This window comes from Streptomyces sp. SID11385 (assembly GCF_010548245.1).
GTDB lineage: Bacteria > Actinomycetota > Actinomycetes > Streptomycetales > Streptomycetaceae > Streptomyces.
Genome location: NZ_JAAGLR010000510.1, coordinates 1 through 5,727 on the forward strand (window position 1 = coordinate 1; position 5,727 = coordinate 5,727).

The 5,727-nt window shown below is 71.3% G+C and carries 5 protein-coding genes and 2 pseudogenes; 5 read left to right on the forward strand and 2 right to left on the reverse strand.

Going from position 1 to position 5,727, the window contains the following annotated elements; genetic code table 11:
* Together G3I42_RS15835 and G3I42_RS15840 are read right to left on the reverse strand one after the other, a co-directional pair.
* Positions 1-767, reverse strand: a pseudogene (locus G3I42_RS15835) (hydrolase); the annotation flags it as partial.
* 162 nt (positions 768-929) lie between these two features.
* The gene (locus G3I42_RS15840; RefSeq protein WP_164286494.1) at positions 930-2,351 is read right to left on the reverse strand and encodes a hydrolase; all 1,422 of its coding nucleotides are present in this window, start codon (positions 2,349-2,351) and stop codon (positions 930-932) included.
* A gap of 268 nt (positions 2,352-2,619) precedes the next feature.
* On the opposite strand from G3I42_RS15840, the gene G3I42_RS15845 reads away from it, so the two are divergent.
* The 5 genes and pseudogenes from G3I42_RS15845 to G3I42_RS15860 form a co-directional block, all read left to right on the forward strand.
* Positions 2,620-4,209 (forward strand): phage tail sheath subtilisin-like domain-containing protein, encoded by a 1,590-nt coding sequence (locus tag G3I42_RS15845; protein WP_164286496.1) that lies wholly within the window; start codon positions 2,620-2,622, stop codon positions 4,207-4,209.
* Between the two features lie 85 nt (positions 4,210-4,294).
* Complete coding sequence (locus G3I42_RS15850) at positions 4,295-4,738, forward strand: phage tail protein (RefSeq protein ID WP_007827253.1); 444 nt, start codon at positions 4,295-4,297, stop codon at positions 4,736-4,738.
* On the forward strand, positions 4,738-5,232 hold the full coding sequence (locus tag G3I42_RS15855; protein WP_164286497.1) for a hypothetical protein: 495 nt from the start codon (positions 4,738-4,740) through the stop codon (positions 5,230-5,232). Before G3I42_RS15850 ends, G3I42_RS15855 begins: the two co-directional genes overlap by 1 nt.
* The gene (locus tag G3I42_RS36980) at positions 5,229-5,384 is read left to right on the forward strand and encodes a DUF6760 family protein (RefSeq protein WP_239096479.1); all 156 of its coding nucleotides are present in this window, start codon (positions 5,229-5,231) and stop codon (positions 5,382-5,384) included. Before G3I42_RS15855 ends, G3I42_RS36980 begins: the two co-directional genes overlap by 4 nt.
* Before the next feature lie 106 nt (positions 5,385-5,490).
* Positions 5,491-5,727, forward strand: a pseudogene (locus G3I42_RS15860) (hypothetical protein); the annotation flags it as partial.

Genomic DNA, 5,727 nt, shown 5'->3' on the forward strand with positions numbered 1-5,727 from the left:
TGTTCCATCTGCTCCTCGGCGCGGGTGGAGACGGCGGGCTTGTGGGAGAACCAGAACATGACGAAGGCGAGGGCGAGGGCGAGGAGGATGCCGAGGAGGGTGGCGAGCCAGCGGGGCAGGAAGCCGCGCTGGACGTACGTACCGTCCACGGCCTCCGGGGCGACGCCCGCGCGCTGGACGGCGACTTTGAAGGGGTGCTGTTCCTTCGAGCCGAACCAGATGATGCGCTTCGGCCGCAGGGTGAGATCGATGAACTGGGCTCGTCCCGGCTCGATCTGGGCGTTGCTCGGGCGTATCTCGTAGGAGAGCTGGTCGCCGTTGTCCTCGCCGCTCATCGACGTGGTGAGCTTGGTGTTGCCGAGGTTGTCGACCGCGAGCCGCGGCCGGCCGCGCAGTCGTCCCGCGATCGTCGTGGGCACCAGCTCCGCGCGCATCTCGGTGAACGGCAGGATCGTCAGGTTGCCCTCGGGGACCGTCACCGCGTCGGGGTGTTCGGTGGGTGTGATGCGCACGGCGTACGGGTTGGGCCCGGCTTTGGCGTCCGGGGTGCGCGGGGGCGAGAAGGTCAGTTCGACCGTGCCGGTCGTGCCGGGGTAGAGGCGCAGGACGGCCGGTTCGGCGACGGTCCAGGGGGCGAGGTCCCCGACCGGTTCGAAGCGGTATTCGTCGACCACGTCCCCCGTGTTGCGCACGCGCAGCCGCACCTGGGTGCTGCTGCCGGGCTCGACGGTCGCCGACGCTGGTTCGAGGGAGGTCCACAGGCTCACCCGCGCAGGCTAGTTGGCGCGTGAGAAGGCGTCAGGGGGCGGCAGGGCACACCCGGTGCGCGAAAGGGCCACATATGCCTACCCGCGCACGGCGAGAACCATGCGTCCCTCTTCGCCCGGGGGCTCCCGCGCCCCGGAGCCCCCTCGCGTCCGCCCCGGCCGTCACACGTACTTGATGTACAGGAGCATCCCGTCGATCGACTTGCTGTTGTCGTTGGTGCCGATGAACAGGGACTCGGGCCTGGCCTTGTCGCAGATGTTCTCGCCCTGGCTGTCCGTGACGTGGAAGTGCGCCACGTGACAGATCTCGAACTTCCCGACGCTGATGTTCAGCCCGATCAGGAACGGCGGGTAACCGCCGTCGGCGCCGATGTAGATGTCCTGGCTGTCCCGGGCCGGCGTCCACGGCAGCCACTTCGGCGTCCCCGAGGGATCGGTGACGTGCGCCTGCGCGGCGACGCCGTCTACGCCGGAGGCCGCGATGTTCATGCCCGTGATCGGCGGGCCCGTCTGCTCCCAGGCACCGAGCGTGTTCTCGCAGACGGGCTTGCTCCACTTGCCGCCCTCGTAGCGCAGGCGGTAGCAGATGTGCGGCGCGTCGGGCTCCTCCTTGACCTTCCGGTGCAGCGCCGTCGCCGCCGTCTCCACGGGCGGCTTCTCCACCTTGGGCTTCTCCTCGCCGCCGCCACCCCCGCCGCCGCCGTCGTTCTGCGACTGCGAGGGCTGGGGTTGCGCGGCCGGTGATTCGGCGGGTGCGGAGGGCTGGGCGGGCAGGGAGGGCTGGGCGGACGGGCTGGGCGCGAGCGAGGAGCCCACTTGTTCCATCTGCTCCTCGGCGCGGGTGGAGACGGCCGGTTTGTGGCCGAACCAGAACATGACGAAGGCGAGGGCGAGGGCGAGGAGGATGCCGAGGAGGGTGGCGAGCCAGCGGGGCAGGAAGCCGCGCTGGACGTACGTGCCGTCGACGGCCTCCGGGGGGACGCCCGCCCGTTGTACGGCGACTTTGAAGGGGTGCTGTTCCTTCGAGCCGAACCAGATGATGCGCTTCGGCCGCAGGGTGAGATCGATGAACTGGGCTCGTCCCGGCTCGATCTGGGCGTTGCTCGGGCGTATCTCGTAGGAGAGCTGGTCGCCGTTGTCCTCGCCGCTCATCGACGTGGTGAGCTTGGTGTTGCCGAGGTTGTCGACCGCGAGCCGCGGCCGGCCGCGCAGTCGTCCCGCGATCGTCGTGGGCACCAGCTCCGCGCGCATCTCGGTGAACGGCAGAATCGTCAGGTTGCCCTCGGGCACCGTCACCGCGTCCGGATGCTCCGTCGGCGTGATGCGCACGGCGTACGGATTGGGACCGGCCTTCGCGTCCGGGGTGCGCGGGGGCGAGAAGGTCAGCTCGACCGTGCCGGTCGTGCCGGGGTACAGGCGCAGGACGGCCGGTTCGGCGACGGTCCAGGGGGCGAGGTCCCCGACCGGTTCGAAGCGGTATTCGTCGACCACGTCCCCCGTGTTGCGCACGCGCAGCCGCACGCGGGTGCTGCTGCCGGGCTCGACGGTCGCCGACGCTGGTTCGAGGGAGGTCCACAGGCTCACCCCGGCAGGCTAGTTGCCACGTACGAGCACGTCAGGGGACGTGGGGGCACACCCGGCTGCGCGAAGGGGACCCGTTCCGCGCCGGTACGGCCCGTACGCCCTATTAGGAGTGCGCGCACGGCGCCGCCCCCGGCCCGGCACCGTGGCCGCCTCGTGCCTCAGGGGGCACGAGGAGTGCCCCGCACACGGCACCCACGGACGTTTCGACCGGCTCGCCGCGCGCGTGAGGGTGACAAGCGAGCATCGTGTACCCCGAGGAGAGCAGAGCATGCCGTCGTACCTGTCGCCCGGCGTCTACGTCGAGGAGGTGGCCAGCGGATCGCGCCCGATCGAAGGAGTGGGCACCTCGGTGGCGGCCTTCGTCGGACTCGCGCCGACCGGGCCGCTCAACGAGCCCACCCTCGTCACCAACTGGACCCAGTACACGGCGGCCTTCGGTGAGTTCACCGAGGACTACTACCTCGCGCACTCGGTCTACGGCTTCTTCAACAACGGCGGTTCGGCCGCCTACGTCGTACGGGTCGGGGGTGCCCCCCAGGGCGCCTCGGCCTCCGGGGAGACCGCGAGCGGCGCCGCCAAGCAGCCCCGTACCCCCGCCGCGCTGACCGCCGGGGAACCCCGCCAGCTCGGGACCTTCTCCGTCTCCGCGAGCGGCGAGACCCCCGCGGCCCGCCTCAGCGTCGAGGTCTCCGACCCCGAGGGCGAGGGCCCCGCGGAGCGCTTCAAGCTCACCGTCAAGGACGGCGAGAAGGCCGTCGAGACCTTCGACGTGAGCGCGAAGAAGGGCAACCGCGCCTACGTCGTCACGCAGGTCAAGGAGAACTCCCGCTACATCACGGTCACCGAGGCCGCGCCGACCGCGCAGCTCGCGCGCCCCGAGAACCAGTCGCTCGCCCTCCCCGCCGCCCCGCCGGCCGCCGCGCCCGTCGTGCGCGACGAGGTCGCGAGCCCGGGCCCGGCCCAGTACCTCGGCGACAGCAGTGACCGCACCGGGTTCGGCGGCCTGGAGGCCGTCGACGAGATCTCGATGGTCGCCGTGCCCGACCTCATGGCCGCCTACCAGCGCGGCGCGATCGACCTGGAGGCCGTCAAGGCCGTCCAGCTCGGCCTCATCGCGCACTGCGAGCTGATGGGCGACCGCGTCGCCATCATCGACCCGCCGCCCGGGCTCAACGCCCAGCAGATCCGCGTCTGGCGCCAGGAGACCGCCGGGTACGACTCCAAGTACGCGGCGCTGTACTACCCGTGGATCAAGTCCTTCGACCCCGCGAGCGGCCAGTCCCGCCTCGTCCCGCCGAGCGGTCACATCGCCGGCGTGTGGGCGCGCAACGACTCCGAGCGCGGCGTGCACAAGGCGCCCGCCAACGAGGTCGTGCGCGGCGCCGTCGATCTCGAACTCCAGATCACGCGCGGCGAGCAGGACCTGCTCAACCCCATCGGCGTCAACTGCATCCGCGCCTTCCCGGGCCGGGGCATCCGCGTCTGGGGCGCCCGCACGCTGGCCTCCGACCCGGCCTGGCGCTACCTCAACATCCGCAGGTACTTCAACTACCTGGAGGAGTCCATCCTCATCGGCACCCAGTGGGTGGTCTTCGAGCCCAACGACCACCAGCTGTGGGCCCGCATCCGGCGCAACGTCTCCGCGTTCCTCGTCAACGAGTGGCGCTCCGGCGCCCTCTTCGGCGCCAAGCCCGAGGACGCCTACTACGTCAAGTGCGACGAGGAGACGAACCCGCCGGAGTCGGTCGACGTCGGCCGCGTCATCTGCGAGATCGGCATCGCGCCCGTCAAGCCCGCCGAGTTCGTCGTCTTCCGCCTGGCGCAGTTCTCCAGCGGCAGCGGCGAGCTGGAGGAGTAGGCGCACGCTTTCCCGAGGGCCCCCGCGACCGGGGGCCCTCCCGCAGTTCCCCTGGCAGTACCACCGCAGCGCGAAGGACGAGCACATGAGTCTCCAGCCGGGCGATGCCCTCACATCGCATAATTTCGGCCTCCAGATCGACGGCGTCATGGTCGAGTACCTGGCCGAGGTCAGCGGCCTGAGCCTGGAACAGGACGTCATCGAGTACCAGCAGGTCTCGGCGCAGGGCGTCCCCGTCGTCAAGAAGATGCCGGGCGTCCAGAAGGCCGGCACCGCCACCGTCGTGCGCGGCATGACGCAGTCCAAGGCGTTCAACGACTGGATCAACCAGTCCGTGCGCGGCGAGATGAGCAGCGCCCGCAAGAACGCCACGATCATGGTGATGGACTACCAGAACAACCCGGTCAAGCGGTACAACATGCGCAACGCCTGGTGCAGCAAGATCGACACCAGCACCGTCAAGGCGGGCGAGGCCAGCGCCCTCACCGAGAGCGTGACGATCACCTTCGAAGAACTGGTCATCGAGTAATGCGGCGCACTGCTGCCCGGGCGGCGGGGGGCGGGCCCGTCCCGCCGCCCGCCGCCGCGGCGTCGGAGGAGCCCTCGGGCACCGGCCCGGTCACGGCCGTCGCGCCCGCCCCGGCCCCCCGCCGCCTCCAGACCGAGTTCCCCTTCGAGCTTCCGCGCGGGTACGTGGACGACGCGGGCACGCTGCACCGCGAGGGCGTCATGCGCCTCGCGACGGCACGCGACGAACTCGTCCCGCTGCGCGACGTACGCGTCCAGGAGAACCCGGCGTACCTGTCGGTCGTGCTCCTGGGCCGGGTCATCACCCGGCTCGGTACGCTGCCGCTCGTGCACGACGGGGTCGTGGAGAACATGTTCGCCTCCGACCTCGCCTTCCTCCAGGACTTCTACCGGCAGATCAACGCCGAGGGCCACACGCGCGCGGCGGTCGAGTGCCCGCACTGCGCGGAGCCCTTCGAGATCGACCTCGGCGGGAGCCGCCTGGGGGAATCGTGACGTACGCGAGCGACCGGCTGCACGAGGAGATCGCGTACGTCGCCTACCACTTCCACTGGGGCCAGGACGAGATCCTCGACCTCGAACACCACGACCGCCGCCGCTACGCCGACCACATCGCACGACTGGTGGCGCGGGGATCGGGGGGCTGAACGCATGGGGTTTCTGGAGCGGGTACGGCGCGGGGGCCGGGGGGCTTCGGCGGAGGGCACGGGGGCTTCCGGGGAGGTCCCGGGGGCTTCCGGGGAGGTCCCGGGGGTGGAGGTCCCGGAGACGGGCGCGGACACGGAGGGTGTGACGCGGCCTGCCGCCGCCGTGGCGTGGCGTGCGCTGCCGCCGCTTCAGCGTGCCCTCGGGGGCTCCCCGGCAGGGGTCGCCGACGCGGGGTTCGCGGGGCGGCTCGCGACGTGGCAGAGCCCCGCACTCGGCGCGGGGCGCGGGCCGGGGGTGCTCGACACGTCCGGGGACGCGCTGCCGCTCTTCTCGGTGTCCAGG